Origin of the sequence: Geobacillus sp. 47C-IIb (assembly GCF_014679705.1) — a bacterium.
GTDB lineage: Bacteria > Bacillota > Bacilli > Bacillales > Anoxybacillaceae > Geobacillus > Geobacillus thermodenitrificans.
Genome location: NZ_CP061473.1, coordinates 2791098 through 2811380 on the forward strand (window position 1 = coordinate 2791098; position 20283 = coordinate 2811380).

Here is a 20283-nt window from a genome sequence, read left to right on the forward strand (position 1 = left end):
GCTGCTAGAGGGAAGAAGTTTGGCTCTTATGGCTGGCGAGCGCTTCCGCATAAACAGCCTCAAGACGGCTGGCGACATGTTTGAACTGAAAATGTGTTTCCACAAGTTTTCGTGCTGTTTTGGCCATGCGTTCGGCATGTTCTTTTTGTTCAAGCATGTAGCTGATGGCCTCGGCAAAGGCTTGCTTGTTCGTGTAATCATCAATGACGATGCCCGTTTGTCCGTGTCGGACGATTTCGGCGTTGCCACCGCGGTTGGTCGTCACGACTGGAATGCCAGCGGCCATCGCTTCGTAATGGACGCGGGCGAGCGGCTCGTGCCATTGGGAGCTGCATACAAATACATCGGCCATTAACAGCAGTTTTGGAATATGAAAGTGCGGAATGTAATTCGTGAAGATGACGTGGTCACCTAACGGCGCAGCGAGTTGATGCAACCAATCAATATATTCGTTTCGGCTGTTGTCGCTAAACCACTTCCCACCAGTGATGACAAGCACTGCCTCGGGATGGCGTGTCAGCAGGGACGGCAAGGAGTGAATCAGGACATGTGGGCCTTTTGTTTTGCTAAGACGACCGATAAATAAAATGACTTTTTTGTCGACGAGTCCATGTTCCTCACGCAAAGATTGGCGGATGCGCGCCCCTTCTTCCGTCCAAACCGGAACGTATTGATCTAAGTCCACTCCGGAATAAATCACGTTAATTTTTTGAGGATCAACCGGATAGCGGCCTGTCACTGTCCGTTTAATATATTCGCTAACGGCGGTAAGCCGCGTACAAGCCATCAGTGCCCGTTCAGCTTCCGTCGGCGTGATTTTCAGCGGCGAAAACATGTCGTTATGGAGACTCAGCACAAAGGCGCTGTGCGGTGCTGCGGTTTGGTAACTAGCGAGAGGCGCAGGGCGATTGAACACGTGGACGACGTCGAAACGGTTTGCAGCTAGCGCGCGCGCTACATCGGCTTCGTATGTCATCTTCGGAAAACGGATATAGTGGATGTTTTCGACCGTCTCTTCAGATGGCAAGAGCGGATCGGCTACAGAAAAAATGGTTAGTTTGTGGGAGCGGGCAATGAACGGTGCGATTCCGTCAATCATGACTTGAATCGCACCGCCCTTTATTGCTGGTGAAGGCAGTTTTTCCGTGCAAACGTAGGCGATGTTCATGGCTGCTCACCCTTGTATAACGAACGGATGTATTCGATTTCTTTTTGCAATCCATCTATGAGCGTGATAGTCGGTTCGTATGCGAGCAGCTGTTCTGCTTTTGTCAAGTCGGCCCATGTCTGTTTCGGCTCCCCGCGGGCGGCGGACGTATAGTGGATCGTCGCCTTTCTTCCGGTCAACACTTCAAGCAAGTGAATCACATCATTCACGGATGCACGTTCTTTCCCGCCGATGTTGATCGTTTCCCCGATTACATGATCTCGTTCGAGCGCGGCTGCCGTCCCGTCGATGCAATCGGAAATATAGGTGAAATCGCGCGATTGCGTTCCGTCGCCGAATACGGTGAGCGGCTGACCAGCGAGCAGTTGGCGAATAAAGCGGTGGAACGACATATCGGGGCGTTGGCGTGGCCCGTAAACGGTAAAATAGCGCAAAATGACAACTGGTACGGCAAACTCGCGGAAATAGACGCGGCATAAATGCTCGCCTGTGAGCTTTGTAATGCCGTATGGAGAGAGCGGAACTGGTTCGAGTGTTTCCGACAGCGGACCACTCCGTTCACCGTAAACGGACGAGGTTGAAGCATAGATGAACCGTTTGAGGGGCAAGTCTTTGCACGCTTCCAACAGCCGTTGTGTAACGGAAATGTTGTGCACTGCATAGTCGGCAAAGTCCGTTCCCCAGCTTGTTCGCACGCCGGGCATACCGGCTAAATGGTATACGGCTTCCACATCTTTTAACAATGCTGGCAAGTCGGCTGTCAGCAAATCCGTCTCAACCAACGTAAACCGCGGATGGGATTGCAAATGGGCGATGTTTTTCATCTTCAGCGGCGCCGGTGTTGGCCCGATAAAGCCGTCGACGCCGATGACTTGGTGTTGATCGTTTTCGAGCAGTTTTTCACATAAATGAGAGCCGATAAATCCGGCCGCTCCAGTGACGAGAATGTTCATGGACGTCCCACCCCCACGTAGCGCAAGCCGCTTTGTTCGACAGCGCGGCGATCTAAGCAATTTCGTCCGTCAAAGACGAGTGTCCCGTTCATTGCCGCTTTCACTTCTGACCAGTCAAGTGTGCGAAATTCGTCCCAGTCGGTGGCGATGATCAGGGCATCTGCGTCTTGGATCGCTTCGTGCACCGATTGTACTTGTATGACATTGGCAAGCGGCGCCGTTAGCGTCGCCTTCGGATCGTAGGCAGCGACCGTGCAGCCCGATCCACTTAACTGACGGATGAGCGCTTCGGCGGGGGAAAAGCGAGTATCGTCTGTATTCGGCTTAAAGGCGATGCCAAGCACGGCTATTTTTTTACCGTTCAACGGAGCAAGCTCTTTATTCAGTTTGTTGAGACAAACGTCAATTTGAGTGGCGTTGACAGATTGGACTGCCTGTAGCAAGCGGGGCTCGACATCACGCGAGCGCGCTGCATGTTCGAGTGCTTTCACATCCTTGGGGAAGCAGGAGCCTCCATAGCCGAGACCAGCTTGCAAAAAATGCGGTCCTATGCGCGGGTCGAAGCCAATCCCGCGGGCGACGTCGTTGATATCGACGGCAAATGCGTCGCAAATGCGCGCCATTTCGTTGATAAAGGATATTTTGGTTGCTAAAAAGGCGTTGGCGGCATATTTGATCAGTTCCGCCCCGGTGAGGCTTGTCGTGACGTAAGGAGCGTTGATGCCGGCATACATGGTCTGCACGACAGCAAGCGACCGATCGTCATCCGGCTCGAGGCCGACAACGATTTTGTCCGGATGAAACATATCGTAAACAGCCGACCCTTCGCGCAAAAACTCCGGATTGGATACGATGCGGAATAAATGTGGGGCTACTCCTTTTCGGATGAGTTCAGCGCGCATCCATTCATTCGTCCCCGGAGGGACAGTGCTTTTTGTGACGATCGTTTTGTACGATTCGATCGTGGCGGCTAAACGGTCGAGCACCGCTTCGATATAGCGTAAGTCGGCGCTGCCGTCCGGCCGCGGCGGAGTGCCGACGCAAATGACAATGACGGCCGCCCGTTTAATATAATCCCAGCGGCCGCTAAATGTTAAATAGTTACAATTTTTAGTGATTAACTCTTCTAATCCCGGCTCATAAAACGGAACTTCTCCGTTGTTGAGCAGGTGAATTTTCCGTTCATCATGGTCGATGCAATGCACCTCATGCCCAAGTTCAGCGAGGACGGCTGCAGTGGTCAGTCCGACGTAGCCAGCGCCGATGATGCAGATATTCATGCTAATAGGCCTCCTTCACGAAATCTTCTTTTATAGCGTATTAACGGACAAGTTTTGTTTGCTATGGCAAGCGCCTAAAACGCCGGAAATAAAGCAGCCTATTTTGGGAAGACAATCTCCCATGTCATTCGGAAACGAATACGACAAGGATATAGAGGACAAGGAGGGGGAGTGGTGGTCAAAAAGGTGATCATCCCCGCGGTCGGTTATGGGACAAGAGGCTTGCCGGAGCCATAAGTCCATCCAATAGTAATAGCGGTTTTTTCGATGAACATAATATTGCTTTGTTTTAGTTTAGAAAATTTAGGGGCATGAAATCCTGTCTCGTATCGTTTGGAATGAAGCAAGAGGGGAAAATCGGTTTGCGCCTCATTTAGCTGCTTGAGCACGTACCGCTGGCCTGTTTTTCTTTTTTGTATAAGCCATATCTTTTCGTTCTTCCGTTCGCCGATGACGTCAGTTTCGATTTCCAACAGGCTGTAATTGTTGAAAACATCAAATAACAGGCGAGATCGTCAGTTCCTCTTAGCGCAATGGTCGATTAGTAACAGTTTATGTAAGAGAAAAAGAAATGGTGTAGACAAGCGCACTAGTCAGCGAGAAGACGGCACTGCCTAAAATGAAGCGCCGGCTGCGCTGTTTGGACGCCAGCCGGCGATGTTGTTTTCTCTCGTTATTCCACCTCGTCATCCAAATTCGTTGATGAGGATGACTGCATGGAAGCAGGGAGATCGATTGCAGTGATCGTGGTTGCATCGAGGGTAAGCGTGTGCCCTCCATCTTCGTAAAAACGGTCAACCAACAGCGAAACGGTGTTTGTCTGCGGCTCGAAACCGAGAAAAAGCGCATTGTAATACGTCTCATTCGCAGTGTGCACGTTCACTTCAGTGTCGGGCAAGAGCGCAGTTAACTGTTCGTAAAGAGTGCCAGGCAGTTGGGGCAGTTGGGGGCGAACCGGCTGCTGGGTTGGTCGTCGGGTCGGTCGCCGCTCGAAAAATACATGATACATTGTGTCGCCTCCTTTCTTGTGTTAAAAACCTATACTTCATCATATGATTGGCGTAGGAGAGCGTTTGGGTAAACGTCCGTACGAAGACGAATTCGCCCGCCGCTACATGAAAGAGAAGGGGAAAAGAGACTTCCTTTTGCGGTCATGGGGAGTGGAGAGGGGGAGGAATGTGGATAGTCCGTTTTCGTTTGTTCTTCTTTGTTTGGCTAGCTTCCGCCTGACGAGGCTCATCGTGTATGATACGATCACCAACTGGCTGCGTCAGCCTTTCCATGAATGGGTGGAAGAGGAGCTTCCGGATGGAAGAAAGGAAGTATTTCTCGTTTTGAAGGGAAACGGGGTGCGCCGCTGGTTCGGCGAATTGTTGAGCTGCTACTGGTGCACTGGGATATGGTGTGCAGCGTTTTGTTACGCTGGTATTACGCTGTGGCCGGGCGTTTTTCAACCGCTCATCGTGTTGCTTGCCATTGCCGGCGGGGCAGCGATTATTGAGACGGTTGTCGGCAAATGGCTCTCATAGAGAGACATTGCCGACTTAGGCCGCGATCGGCCAATGAGGATTGACCATTGATGCGACCGATTGTCAATAGCTGTTTGACGAGAAGGGGACACCGTTCACCTCAGGAATGAGAAAACCGGCCTAAGAGCAGGCCGGCTAAGAAAAGAAGACGCGCCGCCGAGCGATGTGAAGCGAAGGAAAGAACCGTTTACCATTGGATGGCGATATGGTTGGCTGCGGGTACGCCTTTTGGCAATTCAGAGCAATACACAAAACCATCGACTGTCAGCGATCGAGCGCTGCCGGACGGGCGGACGGCGATCTCAAATTGGGAAAAACGCCGTTCTTCTCCGGGTTCGAGCGGAGAACCATGGAGCGGGGCGATCCAATATTCGCCGTTTTGCCGCACTTTCTCTCGCCAGTTTTCTTGGATGAACGTCCAGCTTTCCCCGCTGTTTCCGGCAAGCAGTTCCTGTTCCGCACGGGCGCTTTGGGGCAGCACAATTTTTCCGCTCAGTACTGCTATTTTCGGCGGCGAGAGACGGAGGCAAACAATGAGATGGTGAAGTGGTGTTGTCCCGCTGTTGCGAATGATGAAATCACCGATCACGGTCATTTCTTCTTCGTCAAGATGTGGCGGAATGACAATGGAATAGTGAAACAGCGCCGAGACCGAGGCAACCGGTTCAGCCATTGTTTGTTGCCATTCAGAGCGCTGATGTTCTGTCTCTTCCAAAGCGATTTCGTACATCAACAGCTGGCGTTCCAAGGCGGCGATTTTCTTCTTATACGTTTCAACATTGGTCGTTTCTGCTTCACGGAACTTTTCTTTCCAGTAGGCGCTACGCATTTTTTCCTTGGCCAGCTCGGCTTCAAGTTGCTGCAACTGTTCCTTGCATGAGGCGGCTTCCGAGCGGTAGTGGATGATTTGCTGCTGCAGACGGAGGTGTTGGTCATCGTTCGTGTTTTTCACTTGCTTTCCACCCCTTCCATTTTTATCTTATGTACGCACGGCCGGCAAATGCCATATAAAAAAGGCTGTTGTTGGGAACAACAGCCTGAACGGTGCAGGACGTTACATTGCCGGGAATACGTCTGGGCATTGCGGCGGGAATTTCTTCGTCGGGCAAAGCGTGACGCCTTCAGCAAGTTCTTCCCGCGGCTGGCAGAAACGGGCTTCGACTTCGATTTTGACATCAGCTTCCATTTGGACTTCGAGGCACAAGGTGATGGAAACGTCGAGCTGGTTAAAGTTGTCTGTGCAAACTAGGCTCGTGTCGCATTCGAAGAAAGAAATATGGCAGTTGAGTTGCGTGCCTTCTGGAGCGCATAAAATGAATGTTTGCGCTGTCGCAAACGGAATCGGCGCCGATTCGCAAATGACCGTGCCGGTCGGGCTGACGATTTGCACGACGACGTGTCCTTTGACGAGCGCTTTGACTTTTTGCAACGTGACAGTCTCACCAGAAGGAAGAGTGACGTTTACAGGCTGCCGGCCGTTTGATTGCGTAATTTCCTGGCAAATCAAGGCGTCGTGATCAACGGTTGGGTCGATCGGATTTCCTTCAGCATCGGATAAGAAGCACCGGATCGTAAAAGATTGCGGGTCTGCCGATTGCGATGCCAAGAATTCGCAAATCGTTCCCTGCCGAGGGCAATTGGCCGATGGAAAAATTGTTTCCAAATCGTCGCCGCTGAAGCTTCGTAACGGTACATCAACTTGGCGCGTCACCCAGTCGTAAATTTTACGGGTTCTGATGCATACTTTTTCTTTATCGCGACGGTGATAATGGCCCATTTTCTTCGTTCCTCCTATCGTTCATTTGTTCCCCAACTCCTGATGGTTTGGGACTACTGTATACTATGAACGATATGGGTAAATGTGTTGGGACAGATGCGGATTTTTTGCTGACGCACACTAGAGAACGAAATGAAGGGGAGATGACGAATGAAAGAGAAACAAAGGGCAATAAATACAGAGAAAAAAGGAATGGATGAACGGCTGGTTGAACAGATCGCCGAACTGGAGCGTCGATTGAAAGAGGTGGAAGCAGAAAATATTGTCTTGCGGGAATTGGCCTACCAAAGTGAGCAGCGTTACGAACAAATCAAACAGCTCATGAAAGAAAACAACGAGCTGCGCCGTCAACTGCAACAACTGCCACAGTCGGAAGAGACGAGCGATGTCTACGAGGAAGAGCAGCCGGACAGTTGGTTTTTCCATACACTAAGGCACGAAAACGCGATCGTCCCCATCCAGAGCGATACAAAGAAAAATGAAAAATGAGAAGCACCCTTGACTTATAGGGCCATACAATAACAGTAGTTATACATTTTTTTCTATACGGGGGGATGAAGCCATGAGGAAACCAACTTCTCCGAAACGGAAGGCAGTGGTACTTTCCTCGGCAACCCAGCCTGTGCGTCGTCCACGGGGCTGCGGCTGCGGCCGGCCGATCGCAAAGAAATAGCAAACGGCCGTGAGAGACGCCTATACCCTGCTTCCCTTCATTGCATAGTCTAACAGTGCAACTAGGCGAAAGGAAGGGGGGATGGGCATGTCGGATCGAAAAAAAGCAAAAGTCATCCAGGTTGATAAGTTGATCATTCACGCCGATGATGTGGTGATTGTGCCACGTCGACGCATTCGTGATCCATGGTTGTTCCCGCATCGTGTTGATGATGAAATCGAAGCCATCGAAGATGTGCGGGATGAAAAAGGGCGCGATGAAGAGAAACATGGTCGGGACGAAGGGGAACGGAGACCGTTCTCATGGATTTAGTGATGAGATAAATGGGGGATATGAACGGTGGAGCGTTTTAAAAATTACGGTCTTTGGATTGCGATCGGGTCGTTTGCTGTGCTGATGCTTGAGACGTTTGGCATTGATATCGACCTTGGTAAATATGAGCAGCTGTATCAAGCACTGTTAAGCATTTTAGTGATGGCCGGCATTTTAAACAATCCATCGCTCGGCCGCGGCTATTCTGACAAAATCGACAAAAAGTCATAAACGGTAGGGGGCGCCTGCAGTCAACGGCGCCCTTTTTGTGTCCGAAAAGGTGGAACGTGAGGCGGAATGTTTTACAGCAAATTACAATTATAATTTGACACCGAAAAGCCACTATAAACATTGTCAACCCCAACTTCTATACATGGTGAGGAGGACATAAATCATGACGGTTGCTACACAAGTAAAACAAACATTAGCTGGATTAAAAGCCGCCCAAGCGAGCTTCGAGACGTTCGCGTTGCAAACGGAAAACCAAAATGCAAAACAGCTTTACCAGCAAGCTGCTCAGCAAACGCAAGCGGTCATCGATTTAGTTAACACGCGCGTGCAAGAAATTCAAAACGAAGAGCCACAATATAAACAGCAGTAACTTTTTGTCGGGGCAGATGTTGTGGTTCGGGCGGAAAGGTTGGCAGTACGCCAACCTTTCCCCAAATTGACGGAAATACATAAAAAGAATGGATTGATGGCGATGAAACAATGGTGGTTGGTCGTGATGGCCGCTCTCATGGTAGCCAGCGGCTGTGCGAAAGAGGAAACAGAACAAAAACAATCGTTGCAAGGGACGAATTTGATGCGGGCTCAAACATCCGGGACAGCAAAAGGAACTAAGCTTGACCAAGGGCCGGCCGAGCGGGCCGCCGACTATTTACGTAGACGTGAGGATATCCGGGATGTCGTGGTGGTCAACAGCGGAGACCGGCTGCTTGTCGCATACCAAATTCCCCATATGCAGCGATGGAACCGAAAGAAGATTGAAAAAGACGTTGAAGGTCGATTGCGCGATATGTTTCCTGGTTACAAGGTGATTTCCTCGAGTGATTTGAAAATCTTTTGGAAAACGCAGCAATTAAAAACAAAGATGAGTAACAAGAGCTTGGATCATCGAGAGGTCAACCGGGAAATCGGACGCATTGAAAAGCTGAGCAAAGAGCAGACATAAGAGGTGTCATTATGGCGAATGAAAAGAGGAAAAACTTAACTCCAGTTCAACAAGAGTATCACTTATTTGAAAAGGAACGGGAAACAAAGCGCCCGATCGTCCGCAACTGTGCCCGTGCTTTTCTCGTTGGCGGGATTATTTGTACGATCGGACAGGCGATCTCTTATTTTTATATGTATTTCTTTGACTTCACTGAGCAGACGGCAGGGAACCCGACCGTAGCGACAATGGTTTTTTTGTCAATGATTTTAACCGGGCTTGGCGTTTATGACCGGATCGCTCAATTCGCGGGAGCGGGGAGTGCTGTGCCCGTAACGGGGTTTGGCAACGCCGTTATTTCCGCGGCGATTGAACATCGAACAGAAGGATTTGTGCTCGGCGTCGGTTCTAACATGTTCAAACTCGCCGGTTCGGTCATTTTGTTCGGCACGTTTGCCGCGTTTGTCATCGCCCTCATCAAAACGATTGCCATACAATGGGGGGGATTGTAATGCTGAAAGGGCATCGCACATGGGTATTTGCGAACAAGCCAGTCATTGTTGCGACTGCTGCAGTTGGTGGACCGTTTGAAGCAAACGGCCGTCTCGCTGACGATTTCGACTTTCTTCATGAAGATTTATGGCTTGGCGAGGACTCGTATGAAAAAGCGCACCGCGTCTTGTTCGAGGAAGCGGCATTTCAAGCGATGGAAAAAGCCGGTTTGGAGAAGGAAAAGGTGCAATTTCTCATCGCTGGCGACTTAATTAACCAAATGACGCCGACAAGTTTTGCCGCTCGGACGCTCGGTGCACCATATCTCGGCGTTTTCGGCGCTTGTTCCACGTCAATGGAAGGGCTGGCGCTCAGCGCTTTTATTACAAATTATGGTGGGGCAGATTATATATTGACCGGGGCATCAAGCCACAACACCGCCGTCGAAAAACAGTTCCGCTATCCGACGGAATACGGCGGACAAAAACCACCGACGGCGCAGTGGACTGTCACTGGCGCGGGGGTGGCCATCGTCAGTCCAAAAGGGGATGGACCGCGTGTAACGGCGGCGACGATCGGCCGTGTCGTCGATATGGGAATGACGGATCCGTTTAATATGGGCGGTGCGATGGCACCAGCAGCGGTCGATACGATTGAGGCACATTTGCGCGATATGCAAATTGACGCATCCCACTATGACTTGATTGTCACTGGCGACTTAGGGAGAATTGGGCGTCAAGTTTCCCTTGATTTGCTGCGTCAGCACGGCATCGATATCGATGAGGAACGCTATCAAGATTGTGGGCTGCTCATTTACCGCGACGGGCAGCCGGTGCTGTCCGGGGCAAGTGGGGCAGCTTGTTCCGCTGTCGTCATTTACGGCCACTTGCTCAAGCGGATGCGACGCGGCGAGCTGAAGCGCATTTTAGCTGTAGCGACAGGGGCATTATTGTCGCCATTGTCGTTCCAACAAAATGAAACGATTCCTTGCATCGCCCATGCGGTAGCAATTGAGTATAGAGGTGAGGCGTAGCGTGTTGACCATGTTTTTTTGGGCGTTTGTCGTCGGTGGGTTGATTTGCGTTATTGGCCAAATTTTGATGGATGTTTTTAAATTAACCCCCGCCCATACATTAACAATTCTTGTTGTCACCGGGGCGATTTTAGACGGACTTGGTTTGTACGAACCGCTTATCGATTTCGCCGGTGCCGGGGCAACGATTCCGATCACGAGCTTTGGAAACTCGCTCGTCCACGGGGCGATGCAAGAAGCAGAAAAGCATGGAATTGTTGGCGTGTTGACTGGCATGTTTGAAGTGACAAGTGCCGGCATCTCTGCCGCCATCGTCTTCGGATTTATCGGGGCGCTTTTGTTCCGCCCGAAAGGATAGGAGGAGCGTTCATGACGGTTGCTTCGCAAGTGAAACAAACGTTAGCGAGCTTAAAAGGCATTCATGCCGGACTGCAGCAATTGGCGCTCACATCGCAGGATGAAACAGCGCAACGGACGTTTCATGAGGCGATGCTCACCACCGAGGAGATCATCGCCAAGCTGAAAAAACGGATCAGCCGACTTGAGTTCGAGGAGCCGCAATATCATGGAAAGTAAGGAGCATGATCCATGCCTGTATGGTTAGAAGTCGCCATTCGTTCCTTTTGTATTTTGATCGGACTGTTTATCATTACTCGCATTCTTGGCAAAAAGCCGTTGGCAAAGCTGTCATTTTTCGAATATATTGTCGGCATTACCGTGGGGGATATTGCCGGAACAATGTCTGTCGATTTGGAAATTTCTCTTCAGGAAGGAATTACAAGTATTTTAATTTGGTCGCTCATTCCGGTGTTGGCCGCCCGCATTTCGTTGCGCAACAAAAAGTTCCGCGATTTTGTCGAGGGCAACTCGACGGTTTTGATCAAAAACGGCAAAATTTTAGAGGAAAACTTAAAGCGGGAGAAATACACAGCTGACGAGTTGCTTGAGCAGTTGCGTAAAAAAGATGTGTTCCGTGTCGCCGATGTCGAGTTTGCAATACTGGAGCCGAACGGTGATTTGAACATCTTGTTGAAGCGGGAAAAGCAGCCGCTTACGGTTGGTGATGTATTTCCGAACCCGCCGCAGGAAAAAGAGCCACAAACCGTCATTATGGATGGAGTGATTTTGGACGAGCCACTCTCTACGTTGGGACTTGGCCGCGGTTGGCTGAAGGAGCAACTTGATAAGCAAGGAGTAGCAGTCGAAAATGTCTTCCTCGCCCAAGTCGATTCATATGGACAGTTAACGATTGATTTGTACGATGACAAAATCCAAGTGGCCGAACCGCAGGAGAAAAAGTTGTTGTTGGCTGCAATGAAAAAAGTACAAGCTGATTTCGAGTTATATGCGTTGCAAACCGATTCGAAAGAGGCAAAAGCGCTGTACGAAACAAATGCGGTGAAAATGACGGAGCTCATCCAAAAAGTCGAGCCACTGTTGCGAAATTAATATTGAGGAGGATCAGATCATGGAGAATAAACGGACAAAAACAACGGATGAGGAAATTCAAATTCAGCTTAAAGCAGATGGCCGCCCTGAACGAGCGCGAACGACCGACGAAGAAATTTCGATTCAATTTATGTTCGATGGTGGCAGGCTGACCCACCAACCGAAAGATTACGAAGAGATCGAATATTAAGTGTTGTGTGATCGAGAAAGGTGTCCCAAATGTACGGGACACCTTTCTCATTGCTGCGTATACGCCAAAACAATGGCCCGAAAATGGTTGCAGCGCCTTGTTTTTCATGATGCAGGAAAGGGCGATCAAGCGGGCAATGATTGCAAAAAGGCGCGCACCTCTTCGGGGGTTTTCGCGTTGGCGCTATGCAGATGGGCGATTTTTTCCCCGTTTTGGAACACAAGCAAGCTCGGGATGCCGAGCACTTGATATTTCTCGCCAAGCTCCGGGAATTGGTCGCGGTTAATCTCAAACCAATCATATTGATCGTAATCACGAATGATGTCATCGATGAACATGTTCAAGCGTACACAATCAGGGCACCAAGTGGTGTAAAATTTGATGACAGCTGGTTTGCTGCCAGAAATAGCCGCTGTGAACTGATCGTTCGTTTCAATGGCTTTCATGCGTGTTCCCTCCATTTCATGTTGTCATCCTTTACTTTACCATATGGTGCGGTAAAAAAGAACAGGAACGCCTTCACATTCGGCCCCCCGTCTTGCATACAACAGAAAGAAAGGGGGGAAAGGTGTGAGCAAAGAGCTGGAAAAGGCGCTGGAAGCATGGGTGGCATCAAGGAAAGAAGGACACGAACAATTCATCCGTCTGTTTGAACAGTGGGGGAACGATTTCAATAAACAGCTGCAAGAAATCGAAAAACTAAACAATGGGTTTTTACAAAGCGTACAAGGCAACCTAAATTACATTGAACAATGGTTTGCGAAAAAGGAAAAGGAGTTTGCTATGCTGTTCCGCTTATTTGGATGACAAAATGGCGCGTGCGCCCATACGCTACCTCGAGCCGATGAATACAATACAGTAAACGAAGAAGGAGGTGCACGAGGATGGGCTTCTGCGGCTATGGAGGCTACGGTTATGGTGGCTACGGCTATGGCGGCTATGGCTATGGCGGTGGCTTTGTGTTGATTGTCGTCTTGTTCATCTTGTTGATCATTGTCGGCGCTGCATTTGTCGGCTAATGGAAAAAACGAATCCGATACGGGTCGTTTCGGTGCTGCGGAGCGGCTCGTATTTTTCTTTCCTCATTTGATGCACCTTCTTGTAGAGGCATCATACGATATACAGGGAGAAGGAGGCGGGAAGATGGATCAGCAATTTTTTAAAAACATTGAAAAGAAAACAGGCGTCAATATGAAAGATATTTTTGAGCTTGCCAACTCGCTGCAAAACGCCAATTTCAGCGATGAAAAAACAGTGCGCCAAGTAGTGAAGCGGGTTGCTCAAATCGCTAATCGGAGAGTGCCGAAAGAACTTGAAGACCAAATCGTCAAAACGATCGTCCATAGCGGCAAACAAATTGACTTTAATACGATCGCCAATATGCTGAACAATAAAAAATAAGCAAAAGGGAGCTGTGCAGATGCAAGCTCCCTTATTATTCAAGCGATTTCACCATTGTGACGTGCGGAATGCCGGCGTCCATAAACACGTCGGATATCACCTCATAGCCGAGTTTTTTGTAAAACGGTTCGGCGTGAGTTTGGGCGTTCAGCTTCACTTTTTTCGCCCCTTTTGTTTTCGCGAGCTGTTCAATGGCCGCCATCACCATTTGTCCAACGCCGCGGCCGCGGTAGGACGGCAAAACGCAAATGCGCTCAATTTTGCCAACCCCTTCGTCGATGAAGCGCAGTCGGCCGGCCGCGACCGGTTTTTCGCCATCATATAAAACAAGATGGGACGATTCTTGCTCGAACGCATCGATTTCGTCCTCTTCCGGCACGTTTTGTTCCTCGATAAATACGAGCCGGCGGACGTGCAAAGCGTCCTCGTACAAGGAGCGATCTTTTGTTGTTCCAATGGCGATGTTCATTATACCGTTTCCTTTCCTCCAACGACAAATGTGTCATACACGGTCCATGATCCGTTTTCGAGCTGGTAAAGGAGATGGAAGCGGTCGATCGTCTCTTCAAAATGTACGTGTTGCAGCTTCACTTGGCTGTAGACATCGGCGTATTCCGCCCCCGGTAAATCACGGCCGATCGTAATGTGCGGCACGAATGCAAATTCTGGCTTGCCGGCGAACAGGCCACTGTGCAGCTGTTCATGGAGGTGCTTAAGCACGTCGTTTGGCTCCACTTTCAAATAAATGATGTTGCTCGTCGGGTAAAACGAGCTGAATTTTGTCACTTTGATGGGGATTGGAGGAGTTTCCGCTGCGATACGGTGCAATTCTTTCGTCATCTCTTTCAATTGCCCCTCATTCGCTTCAAACGGATATTTTAACGTGATGTGCGGCGGAATAAGAGCGTAATGGCTGTCATACCGTTTTCGGTAAGAGTTGGCAAAATCTTGAATGCATTTTGATGGAAATAATACAATGCCGTACTTCATCCCGATTTCCCTCCTTAGATGGTTGTTTTTCTATGTGTTTACAGCGACAAAATAGCGGATACAGCTCTCGGTAAGTCAGGCTGCCAATACGTCCACGCATGACCGCCGGCAAACTCATGGTACGTATAGGCGAATTGTTTTTCCATAAACAAGTCTCGCGCCACCCGATTTGGTGTAATAAAGTCGCGCACATGGCCGTCCGTTGTTTTCACGGCTGTTTCTTCCGTGCCGACGGAATGGTAAATCGAAAGAAGTGACGGATCACGGAACGCGCGGATACGCGCCAGCACTGAGTCATCGATATAAGGGGACTGCATGGCGATGTTTCCAAATGTATGCGGATACAACAATCCAGCTAGCAACGAGATCGTTCCACCGAGCGAATCGCCGATCAGCGCCCGGCCTTTGCCCATTTGATAGGTCGGTAGCTCATGGTCCAAAAACGGAACGAGTTCATGAGCTAAAAAACGAATGTACGCTTCGTGTTTTTGCCCCGCTGGGTGATATTTCTCGTAGCGGTCGTTCACATTCCGATATGGGATGCCGACGACGATCGTCCGGTCGATCGTTCCTTCCTCCATGAGCGTTTCGATGACGCGTTTCACTTTTCCATACATAAAATAATCTTTGCCGTCTTGAGCGATTAGTAAAGAATATTTGTGAAGCGGAGAAAAATTGCTTGGCAAATAAACAAGTAGTTCGATTTTCTCTTGAAGTTCTCCGCTGTAAAGCGCATAATCACGCATTATTCCTGCTGCGATTGCCATGACCATCCTCCATGAAAACGGTAAGTTCACCTGTTATTGTAACATATTTGGGCGAAAAGATGTTAATGAAGGGCTCGAATTTTTCATCAATTTGCCGAACATTGCCAATGTCAAAAAAATGACTTGCAAAAACGGCCGGAATGCGTTACATTTTTTTATAAATTAACAAAATTGAATATACGTCCTATTCTTATCAAGAGAAGCGGAGGGAACTGGCCCTGTGAAGCTTCAGCAACCAGCCGGAAATCGGCCAGGTGCTAAATCCAGCGAATTGAGTATTCAATTCGGCAGATAAGAAGAAGCGTGACCATGGATATGGAAAAGTCTTCTTCTTAGAAGACTTTTTTATTTTCCTTTTTTTGGGTGATTGATCCGCTGACTTGTGAGTCGATCCGAAAACGAGGTGCTTGGCTGCCGAGACAAGCAGCGGTACGCTTCAGACACCCTATCCGTCGGAAGGGAATTTTTCGGCAGAAGGAGAGAGATGAGATGAAGAAACTGGAGACATTGTTGGCGCAAATTGGCAATCGGAGCGAAACGGTGACGGGGACGGTCAACCCGCCGGTTTATTTTTCCACCGCCTACCGCCATGCCGGCATTGGAGAGTCCACCGGGTTTGACTACATCCGCACCGGCAATCCGACGCGCAAAATCGTCGAAGAGGCGATCGCGAGGCTTGAAGGTGGTGACCAAGGCTATGCGTTCAGTTCCGGCATGGCCGCCATTCAGACAGTGCTCGCCTTGTTTGAGAGCGGAGACGAGTTTCTCGTATCGGCCGACCTTTACGGCGGCACGTACCGACTGTTTGAGCGCGGCTGGCGTAAATACGGCCTCGGATTTCATTACGTTGATTTTGCTGATTTGGATGCCGTGGAAGAAAAAATCACGGAACGGACGAAAGCAATCTTTTTGGAAACTCCAACAAACCCGCTTATGCATGAGACCGATATCCGCGCCGTCTCAGAGCTCGCTAGGCGGTATGGGCTTTTACTGATCGTTGACAACACGTTTTATACGCCAGTGCTTCAACGCCCGATCGAACAAGGGGCTGATATTGTCATCCATAGCGCCACGAAATATTTAGGCGGCCATAACGACGTCTTAGCTGGTCTAGTTGTTGCTAAGGGCGAAGAGCTCTGTCAGCGCTTGGCGGAGTACCATAACGCCATCGGCGCCGTTTTGTCGCCGTTTGATTCATGGCTGTTGATTCGCGGGATGAAAACGTTGGCGCTGCGGATGCGCCAGCATGAAGAAAACGCCAAGCGCATCTGCTCCTTTTTGCGTGAACACGAAGAGGTCACTGATGTGCTATACCCGGGAAGAGGGGGAATGTTGTCGTTCCGGATTGCCGATGAAAAATGGGTGAACGGTTTTTTGCGATGTTTGCGTCTCATTACGTTCGCGGAAAGCCTAGGCGGGGTCGAAAGCTTTATCACGTATCCGGCGACGCAGACGCACGCTGATATTCCGGAAGAAATCCGCATCCAAAACGGTGTTTGCAACCGTCTGCTCCGTTTCTCGGTCGGTATCGAGCATGCCGACGATTTGATCGCTGATTTAGCGCAGGCATTGAAAAACATGAAAGAGGTGTGAGCGATGGAACGGGAATGGTCGTTTTCGACGAAATTGCTCCATAACAAATGGAAAGTCGATCGACATACAGGGGCGGTGAGCGTGCCGATCCAGCATGCATCCACGTTCCATCAGTTCGATTTCGACTCATTCGGCAAATACGACTACAGCCGCTCCGGCAATCCGACGCGCGAGGCGCTTGAAGAAACGATTGCCGCATTGGAAGGCGGTGTGCGCGGGTTTGCATTTGCTTCTGGCATGGCTGCCATTTCCACAGCATTTTTGCTCCTGTCAAAGGGCGACCATGTGCTCGTGACGGAAGATGTCTACGGCGGCACATACCGGATGATTACCGAGGTGCTTAATCGCTTTGGTATCGAATATACGTTCGTTGACATGACGGACCTTGAAGCAGTGGCGGAAAACATCCGGCCGAACACAAAGGTCATTTATATGGAAACGCCGTCCAATCCGCTCTTAAAAGTGACCGACATTCGCGGTGTCGTCAAGTTGGCGAAAGCGCATGGCTGTTTAACTTTTCTGGACAATACGTTCATGACCCCAGCGTTGCAGCGGCCGTTGGATCTCGGCGTCGATGTTGTGCTTCATAGTGCGACGAAGTTTTTAGCCGGCCATAGCGACGTCGTTGCCGGGTTGGCGGTCGTAAAAGACGAGGAGCTCGGCAAACAGCTATACAAATTGCAAAACGCCTTTGGCGCTGTCCTTGGCGTCCAAGATGCTTGGCTTGTGCTGCGCGGTGTAAAAACACTCCATGTCCGGCTGAAACAGTCGTCTGAATCAGCGGCCGCCCTTGCTGCCTATTTGACGCGCCATCCCAAAGTAGAGGAAGTGTACTATCCAGGATTGTCCCACCACCCGGGCCATGCGATCCAGCGCAATCAAGCGGCTGGGTTCGGCGCTGTGCTGTCGTTCCGCCTGGCGGATGAAGAAGCGGCCCGGACGTTCGTCCGAAACGTTCGCTTACCGGTGTTCGCCGTCAGTCTTGGCGCTGTTGAATCGATTTTATCGTATCCAGCGAAAATGTCACATGCCGCCATGCCGAAAGACGAGCGGCTGCGACGCGGCATTACCGACGGACTGTTGCGGTTGAGCGTCGGGCTTGAGGATCTCAACGATTTGATCGCCGATTTTGAGCAGGCGCTATCATTTGTCAACGAGCGCTCGTCGATTCCGGCGCGATGAAAGAAAGTAAAAAAATGGCTATGCTGTAACAGCATAGCCGCAGCTTGTCGACAAAGTCGACAAGCTGTTTTATTATGAAGGTAAGACGAGGGAGAAATGGAGGAAAGGAACGATGCTTCGGCCACACCAAGAAGATGGGCGCTATACCGAAACCACGGTGAAACTGGATGATCTGGTTCCAGAGGATCACTTGGTAAGAAAGCTGGATGCGGCCATTGATTTTTCTTTTATCTATGATGTGGTGAAAGATCTCTACTCTCCTGATCATGGACGTCCGAGCATTGATCCAGTGATGTTGTTTAAAATGTATTTGATTCAGTATGTATTTGGGATTCGCTCCATGCGTGAAACCGTCGAACAAATCCGAACCAACGTCGCCTACCGTTGGTTTTTAGGACTTAGTCTTCATGATCCCGTTCCTCATCACTCGACGCCAAGTAAAAACTATGCGCGTCGTTTCGCTGGAACGGATGTATTCCATCAAATTTTTTCACGGATTTTAAAAGAAGCCTTTGAACACGGATTGGTAGATTCGAGTGTCTTGTACGTAGACTCCACTCATGTCAAAGCAAGCGCCAATAAAAAAGAAGTTTACAACGGAAATGGCAGAAGTCGAAGCCAAAGCCTACCAACAGGAACTCGAAAAAGAAATCGAACGGGATCGGATCGCTCATGGAAAATCGCCGTTGCCATCTGAGAAAAAAAAAAACGGGAAGTAAAAGTAAGCAAAACGGATCCGGAGAGCGGACTGTTGGTGAAAAATGAACGGGAGCGAGTGTTTGCCTATTCGTATCATACAGCTTGTGATCGCAACGGATGGATTCTACAGACCTACGTGACGGCAGCCAACGTCCATGACAGTCAAGCGTTTTTTGTGCTGTTCGAACGAGTGAAACGGGAAATCCAATCATGTCCGGAAGCCGTGTGTGTAGACGCAGGATATAAAACTCCTGCCATTGCCAAGTATTTACTCGAACAAGGGGTAAAGCCGATTTGGCCGTACACTCGCCCGAAAACAAAAGATGGATTCTTTCGGAAATCAGATTTTGTGTATGACGAATATTTTGATTGTTATCTATGCCCCAATGATCAAGTTCTATCTTACTCTACTACGAATCGGGAAGGGTACCGGGAATACAAATCGGACCCGGCGGTGTGCCGAAGCTGTCCGTATCTTCATCAGTGCACGCAAAGCAAGAGCTACACCAAAGTAGTCACTCGCCACGTATGGCAGGACTACTATGAAGAAGCAGAGCATTTGCGGTATGTTCCGGAATACCGGGAACTCTATGCCCTCCGAAAAGAGACGATTGAACGGGATTTCGCCGATATGAAAGAGAAGCATGGTCTGCGCTGGACGCATTACCGGGGATTGGAAAAAAATGAGGCGCAGGCGATGCTTGTTTGTGCTGCCATGAATTTAAAAAAACTGGCGAATTACCTATGGAAGGCGAAGCACCGCCCTTTCTTTTCCTTTGCATGGCTTCCCATCCTACCCACTTTTTTTGAAAACATAGTCTATTTATGGAACAAAATGGGTTTCAGACATTCGTCTGAAACCCATTTTGTCAACAGTCTGTGGCTATGCTGTAACAGCATAGCCGTTTTTCATTGTTTGATAAGGTATGTGAGGTTTCGGCGGATGCATACCTTATACTCTTTGTTGTTACAGCTCGCGAACAAAGTTAATGGCCGAAAGTTGAATCAAGACCGTTCGTGTTTCCTGCTCATATTCACCTGCTTCGGCTTGCAGTTGAATAATTCCATTCCCAACAGCAGTCAATTTTCCTTCAAACAAGTTGTTATCGGTTGCGACTTGGAGCGTCTCGCCGATCAAGCGGCGGAGCTGCAGTATCAATAGGAGCGAAAAGTTCATCGTTTCCTCCCTCCTTTCAGTCTAATAGGGCGACGGCTTGAATGTTGGTAAACGGAAGGTAGACGAAACGGCCGAGCGCATCTTCAAGCACAACATAATCGATTCGGACTGCCCTGACGGTGCCGGTCACGAGCCCGAAATTGACCGTAATTTCTACCGTTTCACCGATCAAGTCGTTAAGTTCATCGCGAATATCGCCTATTAACGATGTACCGGTATGCAGCGCGTCACAAATCTTCTGCAACAACTCCCTTTCATCTGCTAAAAGAGCACGCTGTTCTTGTCCCTCACCACGCATTCTTTTCAAAATTTGTTCCACATCACCTTTGCGCTCTTGTAACAAAGAATGGATCTGTTCCAATGTCGAATCGTCCAAATCTAGTTTTTCAAGCCATGTACGGATTTTTTTCATCTCTTTTGACGCATGGTGTAAATGTTTAGAGCTCAATGTGTTTTCCTCCTTCC

Annotated in this window: 30 protein-coding genes, 1 pseudogene and 1 riboswitch; of the genes and pseudogenes, 18 read left to right on the top strand and 13 right to left on the bottom strand. The window is 49.5% G+C overall.

The annotated features are described in order from the left end of the window. Positions 1-4: 4 nt before the first annotated feature. From IC804_RS14075 to IC804_RS14100, 6 genes are all read right to left on the bottom strand, one after another. Positions 5-1168 (bottom strand): glycosyltransferase family 4 protein, encoded by a 1164-nt coding sequence (locus IC804_RS14075; RefSeq protein WP_011886954.1) that lies wholly within the window; start codon positions 1166-1168, stop codon positions 5-7. After that, a complete protein-coding gene (locus IC804_RS14080) occupies positions 1165-2121 on the bottom strand; it encodes an NAD-dependent epimerase/dehydratase family protein (protein WP_008878947.1) in 957 nt (318 codons plus the stop codon). The genes IC804_RS14075 and IC804_RS14080 overlap by 4 nt, the downstream gene beginning before the upstream one ends. Further along, complete coding sequence (locus IC804_RS14085) at positions 2118-3401, bottom strand: UDP-glucose dehydrogenase family protein (protein WP_029761540.1); 1284 nt, start codon at positions 3399-3401, stop codon at positions 2118-2120. The genes IC804_RS14080 and IC804_RS14085 overlap by 4 nt, the downstream gene beginning before the upstream one ends. Positions 3402-3607: 206 nt before the next feature. Then, entirely contained in the window at positions 3608-3874 is a 267-nt protein-coding gene (locus IC804_RS14090; RefSeq protein ID WP_011886955.1) for a hypothetical protein, read from the bottom strand. A gap of 79 nt (positions 3875-3953) precedes the next feature. Beyond that, positions 3954-4091: a hypothetical protein gene (locus IC804_RS14095; RefSeq protein WP_190300614.1), complete on the bottom strand. Its 138-nt coding sequence runs from the start codon at positions 4089-4091 to the stop codon at positions 3954-3956. After that, positions 4075-4410, bottom strand: coding sequence for a hypothetical protein (locus tag IC804_RS14100; protein WP_011886956.1), 336 nt, complete (start codon positions 4408-4410; stop codon positions 4075-4077). The genes IC804_RS14095 and IC804_RS14100 overlap by 17 nt, the downstream gene beginning before the upstream one ends. Positions 4411-4579: 169 nt before the next feature. On the opposite strand from IC804_RS14100, the gene IC804_RS14105 reads away from it, so the two are divergent. Then, positions 4580-4930, top strand: a complete 351-nt coding sequence (locus IC804_RS14105) for a DUF1360 domain-containing protein (protein ID WP_029761542.1) — start codon at positions 4580-4582, stop codon at positions 4928-4930. A gap of 187 nt (positions 4931-5117) precedes the next feature. Here IC804_RS14105 and IC804_RS14110 read toward each other — a convergent pair whose 3' ends face one another. After that, entirely contained in the window at positions 5118-5882 is a 765-nt protein-coding gene (locus tag IC804_RS14110) for a hypothetical protein (protein ID WP_081157062.1), read from the bottom strand. A gap of 102 nt (positions 5883-5984) precedes the next feature. Further along, on the bottom strand, positions 5985-6707 hold the full coding sequence (locus tag IC804_RS14115) for a BMQ_0737 family morphogenetic spore coat protein (RefSeq protein WP_008878942.1): 723 nt from the start codon (positions 6705-6707) through the stop codon (positions 5985-5987). Between the two features lie 150 nt (positions 6708-6857). On the opposite strand from IC804_RS14115, the gene IC804_RS14120 reads away from it, so the two are divergent. The 11 genes from IC804_RS14120 to IC804_RS14170 all read left to right on the top strand — a co-directional run bounded on the left by IC804_RS14120 (position 6858) and on the right by IC804_RS14170 (position 12009). Continuing rightward, positions 6858-7196 (top strand): spore coat protein regulator protein YlbO, encoded by a 339-nt coding sequence (locus IC804_RS14120; protein ID WP_081157064.1) that lies wholly within the window; start codon positions 6858-6860, stop codon positions 7194-7196. A gap of 271 nt (positions 7197-7467) precedes the next feature. Beyond that, a complete protein-coding gene (locus tag IC804_RS14125; protein WP_008878940.1) occupies positions 7468-7692 on the top strand; it encodes a hypothetical protein in 225 nt (74 codons plus the stop codon). A 27-nt stretch (positions 7693-7719) separates the two neighbouring features. Beyond that, the gene (locus tag IC804_RS14130; RefSeq protein WP_008878939.1) at positions 7720-7923 is read left to right on the top strand and encodes a hypothetical protein; all 204 of its coding nucleotides are present in this window, start codon (positions 7720-7722) and stop codon (positions 7921-7923) included. Between the two features lie 163 nt (positions 7924-8086). Further along, positions 8087-8293, top strand: a complete 207-nt coding sequence (locus tag IC804_RS14135) for a DUF1657 domain-containing protein (RefSeq protein WP_008878938.1) — start codon at positions 8087-8089, stop codon at positions 8291-8293. A gap of 96 nt (positions 8294-8389) precedes the next feature. Next, entirely contained in the window at positions 8390-8866 is a 477-nt protein-coding gene (locus tag IC804_RS14140) for a YhcN/YlaJ family sporulation lipoprotein (protein ID WP_081157066.1), read from the top strand. An 11-nt stretch (positions 8867-8877) separates the two neighbouring features. Beyond that, positions 8878-9357 carry a stage V sporulation protein AC gene (gene spoVAC / locus IC804_RS14145; RefSeq protein ID WP_008878936.1) on the top strand — a complete coding sequence of 160 codons (480 nt, stop codon included), beginning with the start codon at positions 8878-8880 and terminating at the stop codon, positions 9355-9357. Then, positions 9357-10370, top strand: a complete 1014-nt coding sequence (spoVAD, locus tag IC804_RS14150; protein ID WP_081157068.1) for a stage V sporulation protein AD — start codon at positions 9357-9359, stop codon at positions 10368-10370. The genes spoVAC and spoVAD overlap by 1 nt, the downstream gene beginning before the upstream one ends. A 1-nt stretch (position 10371) precedes the next feature. Beyond that, positions 10372-10728, top strand: a complete 357-nt coding sequence (gene spoVAE, locus IC804_RS14155) for a stage V sporulation protein AE (protein WP_008878934.1) — start codon at positions 10372-10374, stop codon at positions 10726-10728. 11 nt (positions 10729-10739) lie between these two features. Then, positions 10740-10946: a DUF1657 domain-containing protein gene (locus tag IC804_RS14160; protein ID WP_081157070.1), complete on the top strand. Its 207-nt coding sequence runs from the start codon at positions 10740-10742 to the stop codon at positions 10944-10946. Between the two features lie 12 nt (positions 10947-10958). Next, positions 10959-11819, top strand: a complete 861-nt coding sequence (locus tag IC804_RS14165; protein WP_081157072.1) for a DUF421 domain-containing protein — start codon at positions 10959-10961, stop codon at positions 11817-11819. A 19-nt stretch (positions 11820-11838) separates the two neighbouring features. Beyond that, positions 11839-12009 carry a hypothetical protein gene (locus IC804_RS14170; RefSeq protein WP_008878931.1) on the top strand — a complete coding sequence of 57 codons (171 nt, stop codon included), beginning with the start codon at positions 11839-11841 and terminating at the stop codon, positions 12007-12009. A gap of 125 nt (positions 12010-12134) precedes the next feature. Here IC804_RS14170 and IC804_RS14175 read toward each other — a convergent pair whose 3' ends face one another. Beyond that, complete coding sequence (locus IC804_RS14175; RefSeq protein WP_008878930.1) at positions 12135-12455, bottom strand: thioredoxin family protein; 321 nt, start codon at positions 12453-12455, stop codon at positions 12135-12137. A 124-nt stretch (positions 12456-12579) separates the two neighbouring features. Here IC804_RS14175 and IC804_RS14180 point away from each other — a divergent pair, with 124 nt between their 5' ends. From IC804_RS14180 to IC804_RS14190, 3 genes are all read left to right on the top strand, one after another. After that, positions 12580-12816: a hypothetical protein gene (locus IC804_RS14180; protein WP_008878929.1), complete on the top strand. Its 237-nt coding sequence runs from the start codon at positions 12580-12582 to the stop codon at positions 12814-12816. A 77-nt stretch (positions 12817-12893) separates the two neighbouring features. Beyond that, positions 12894-13028, top strand: a complete 135-nt coding sequence (locus tag IC804_RS14185) for a YjcZ family sporulation protein (protein WP_008878928.1) — start codon at positions 12894-12896, stop codon at positions 13026-13028. Between the two features lie 124 nt (positions 13029-13152). Further along, the gene (locus IC804_RS14190) at positions 13153-13410 is read left to right on the top strand and encodes a sporulation-specific transcription regulator SpoVIF (protein ID WP_008878927.1); all 258 of its coding nucleotides are present in this window, start codon (positions 13153-13155) and stop codon (positions 13408-13410) included. A gap of 34 nt (positions 13411-13444) precedes the next feature. Here the strand turns inward: IC804_RS14190 and IC804_RS14195 are convergent, their stop codons facing one another. Genes IC804_RS14195 through IC804_RS14205 form a run of 3 tightly spaced genes read right to left on the bottom strand, consistent with a single transcriptional unit; the run spans position 13445 to position 15167 of the window. Further along, on the bottom strand, positions 13445-13879 hold the full coding sequence (locus IC804_RS14195; RefSeq protein ID WP_081157074.1) for a GNAT family N-acetyltransferase: 435 nt from the start codon (positions 13877-13879) through the stop codon (positions 13445-13447). Further along, positions 13879-14400 (bottom strand): YjcG family protein, encoded by a 522-nt coding sequence (locus IC804_RS14200; protein ID WP_029761546.1) that lies wholly within the window; start codon positions 14398-14400, stop codon positions 13879-13881. The genes IC804_RS14195 and IC804_RS14200 overlap by 1 nt, the downstream gene beginning before the upstream one ends. Positions 14401-14438: 38 nt before the next feature. Next, positions 14439-15167 (bottom strand): alpha/beta hydrolase, encoded by a 729-nt coding sequence (locus tag IC804_RS14205; protein ID WP_008878924.1) that lies wholly within the window; start codon positions 15165-15167, stop codon positions 14439-14441. A 187-nt stretch (positions 15168-15354) separates the two neighbouring features. Continuing rightward, positions 15355-15465, top strand: a riboswitch (SAM riboswitch). Between the two features lie 191 nt (positions 15466-15656). Between IC804_RS14205 and IC804_RS14210 the strand changes: the two genes are divergently transcribed. From IC804_RS14210 to IC804_RS14220, 3 genes and pseudogenes are all read left to right on the top strand, one after another. Further along, on the top strand, positions 15657-16760 hold the full coding sequence (locus IC804_RS14210) for a methionine biosynthesis PLP-dependent protein (protein WP_008878923.1): 1104 nt from the start codon (positions 15657-15659) through the stop codon (positions 16758-16760). A 3-nt stretch (positions 16761-16763) separates the two neighbouring features. Next, complete coding sequence (metC, locus tag IC804_RS14215; RefSeq protein ID WP_008878922.1) at positions 16764-17942, top strand: cystathionine beta-lyase; 1179 nt, start codon at positions 16764-16766, stop codon at positions 17940-17942. 112 nt (positions 17943-18054) lie between these two features. Then, positions 18055-19407: pseudogene (locus IC804_RS14220) on the top strand (IS1182 family transposase); the annotation flags it as partial. A gap of 427 nt (positions 19408-19834) precedes the next feature. Here the strand turns inward: IC804_RS14220 and IC804_RS14225 are convergent. Then, positions 19835-20266 (bottom strand): hypothetical protein, encoded by a 432-nt coding sequence (locus IC804_RS14225; RefSeq protein ID WP_008878920.1) that lies wholly within the window; start codon positions 20264-20266, stop codon positions 19835-19837. Positions 20267-20283 lie beyond the last annotated feature (17 nt).

Bases quoted from the DNA above. Each gene is read 5' to 3' on its own strand.
- metC (WP_008878922.1), top strand. From the start codon at position 16,764: ATGGAACGGGAATGGTCGTTTTCGACGAAATTGCTCCATAACAAATGG.
- IC804_RS14140 (WP_081157066.1), top strand. From the start codon at position 8,390: ATGGCGATGAAACAATGGTGGTTGGTCGTGATGGCCGCTCTCATGGTA.
- IC804_RS14185 (WP_008878928.1), top strand. From the start codon at position 12,894: ATGGGCTTCTGCGGCTATGGAGGCTACGGTTATGGTGGCTACGGCTAT.
- IC804_RS14075 (WP_011886954.1), bottom strand. From the start codon at position 1,168: ATGAACATCGCCTACGTTTGCACGGAAAAACTGCCTTCACCAGCAATA.
- IC804_RS14165 (WP_081157072.1), top strand. From the start codon at position 10,959: ATGCCTGTATGGTTAGAAGTCGCCATTCGTTCCTTTTGTATTTTGATC.
- IC804_RS14195 (WP_081157074.1), bottom strand. From the start codon at position 13,879: ATGAACATCGCCATTGGAACAACAAAAGATCGCTCCTTGTACGAGGAC.
- IC804_RS14125 (WP_008878940.1), top strand. From the start codon at position 7,468: ATGTCGGATCGAAAAAAAGCAAAAGTCATCCAGGTTGATAAGTTGATC.
- IC804_RS14160 (WP_081157070.1), top strand. From the start codon at position 10,740: ATGACGGTTGCTTCGCAAGTGAAACAAACGTTAGCGAGCTTAAAAGGC.
- IC804_RS14190 (WP_008878927.1), top strand. From the start codon at position 13,153: ATGGATCAGCAATTTTTTAAAAACATTGAAAAGAAAACAGGCGTCAAT.
- spoVAD (WP_081157068.1), top strand. From the start codon at position 9,357: ATGCTGAAAGGGCATCGCACATGGGTATTTGCGAACAAGCCAGTCATT.
- IC804_RS14080 (WP_008878947.1), bottom strand. From the start codon at position 2,121: ATGAACATTCTCGTCACTGGAGCGGCCGGATTTATCGGCTCTCATTTA.
- IC804_RS14115 (WP_008878942.1), bottom strand. From the start codon at position 6,707: ATGGGCCATTATCACCGTCGCGATAAAGAAAAAGTATGCATCAGAACC.
- IC804_RS14100 (WP_011886956.1), bottom strand. From the start codon at position 4,410: ATGTATCATGTATTTTTCGAGCGGCGACCGACCCGACGACCAACCCAG.
- spoVAC (WP_008878936.1), top strand. From the start codon at position 8,878: ATGGCGAATGAAAAGAGGAAAAACTTAACTCCAGTTCAACAAGAGTAT.
- IC804_RS14085 (WP_029761540.1), bottom strand. From the start codon at position 3,401: ATGAATATCTGCATCATCGGCGCTGGCTACGTCGGACTGACCACTGCA.
- IC804_RS14210 (WP_008878923.1), top strand. From the start codon at position 15,657: ATGAAGAAACTGGAGACATTGTTGGCGCAAATTGGCAATCGGAGCGAA.
- IC804_RS14120 (WP_081157064.1), top strand. From the start codon at position 6,858: ATGAAAGAGAAACAAAGGGCAATAAATACAGAGAAAAAAGGAATGGAT.
- IC804_RS14170 (WP_008878931.1), top strand. From the start codon at position 11,839: ATGGAGAATAAACGGACAAAAACAACGGATGAGGAAATTCAAATTCAG.
- IC804_RS14095 (WP_190300614.1), bottom strand. From the start codon at position 4,091: ATGACGAGGTGGAATAACGAGAGAAAACAACATCGCCGGCTGGCGTCC.
- IC804_RS14135 (WP_008878938.1), top strand. From the start codon at position 8,087: ATGACGGTTGCTACACAAGTAAAACAAACATTAGCTGGATTAAAAGCC.
- IC804_RS14175 (WP_008878930.1), bottom strand. From the start codon at position 12,455: ATGAAAGCCATTGAAACGAACGATCAGTTCACAGCGGCTATTTCTGGC.
- IC804_RS14205 (WP_008878924.1), bottom strand. From the start codon at position 15,167: ATGGCAATCGCAGCAGGAATAATGCGTGATTATGCGCTTTACAGCGGA.
- IC804_RS14200 (WP_029761546.1), bottom strand. From the start codon at position 14,400: ATGAAGTACGGCATTGTATTATTTCCATCAAAATGCATTCAAGATTTT.